Annotated in this window: 2 protein-coding genes; one reads left to right on the forward strand and one right to left on the reverse strand. The window is 44.6% G+C overall.

The genetic code is table 11. From position 1 onward, the window contains the following. On the forward strand, nucleotides 1-496 hold a 496-nt coding region (locus A3761_RS20310), incomplete at its 5' end, for a DUF4442 domain-containing protein (protein WP_369808244.1). A 27-nt stretch (nucleotides 497-523) separates the two neighbouring features. On the opposite strand, the gene A3761_RS20315 is transcribed toward A3761_RS20310, so the two are convergent. After that, nucleotides 524-1420 (reverse strand): PLP-dependent aminotransferase family protein (locus tag A3761_RS20315; RefSeq protein ID WP_156491987.1); only part of this gene is annotated, 897 nt, incomplete at its 5' end.

Here is a 1420-nt window from a genome sequence, read left to right on the forward strand (position 1 = left end):
CATCTTGGCCAAGAAAAATAAGCTAAATAAAATTGTCAGTAACATTAATTCCTTGCCATCTTTCCTTCGCTCAACAGCGCTGTCTACTTTTTTTGGAAAGATGGTGAAGTTTACCGGCACTGCTGGAATTACAATTGAAGAGCTCAGCTGCGAACGAGCAGTGATTACACTAAAAAATAAAAAGAGTGTGCAAAATCATATTGGTTCAGTGCATGCTGTCGCCAGTATTCTGATCGCAGAGTCTGCTACCGGATATTTGATTGGTATGAACGTACCTGATAGCGCTGTCCCTGTGATCAAAACAATCAAAGCTGACTATGTAAAACGCGCCAAGGGCGACATGAAAGCCGTTGCAACGCTAAGCAAAAAGCAAATTGCTGATATCCAAAAACTCGAAAAAGGTGAAACCACTGTAAAAGTCAGTGTGACAGACGCTGAAGGCAAAGAACCCATTCTTATGGAAATGGTTTGGGCCTGGACACCTAAAAAACGTTAAGCTCTCCACTTAAAAGCTGAGCAAGTGTTATGTGAATCTGCTTAGTTCAGCTTTTAGTATATTCCCCAAAATCACAACAGCTTGCTCTCGCTCTCTGGTCCATTCATGTGCATAACTTAACCGAATATAGTTATGGTACTTACTCGAATCGGTTGAAAAGATTTCTCCTGGCGCAACAATGACGCCCTCGGCCTTAGCCAAATGGTAGAACTCTGTGCTATCTACACCATCAGGCAACTGTATCCATGCAACAAAACCTCCTTGCGGCTTAGTGATGCGTGTTTCTTTGGGAAAGTGTAGCGCAATTAAATCTAGCAACCTATCGCGCCTCTGGCTGTAAACTTCACGAGCATGCCTCAAGTGACGGTCAAAGCGCCCTCTAGACAAAATATCGGCAACCGCCAGTTGGGGTAAAGCAAAGTGACTGGAGTTGCTTAAAAAACGTTGGTACTCAATTTTTTCCCGATATCGCCCTGGCATCACCCAGCCGACACATAGCTGAGGGTCAAGCACCTTCGAAACTGAAGAGCACAGCAGAATTCGGCCATCCTTATCATAAGATTTAACAGCTTTTGGCCTAGCATCACTGTATGACAGCTCTCCGTAAATATCGTCTTCAATCATCGGTAAATCATATTTTTCTAAGAGCTTCGCCAACTTGAGCTTCGCAGTTTCTGGCATCAAGGCTCCCATGGGGTTGCTATAGCTAGGAACTGATAACACAACTTTTACGGGCCACTGCTCGACTGCCAACTGAAGCGCGTCGATGCTCATTCCCCTTACCGGATCTGAAGGAATTTCAAGCGCTTTTAGCCCCAAAGATTCGATTAACTGTAACAAGCCATAATAGCCTGGCGACTCTACCGCAACCACATCACCTTTTTCACACAGAGAGCGTAAACACAATACAATGGCCCCTTGGCA

It is taken from the genome of Oleiphilus sp. HI0123 (genome assembly GCF_001635315.1).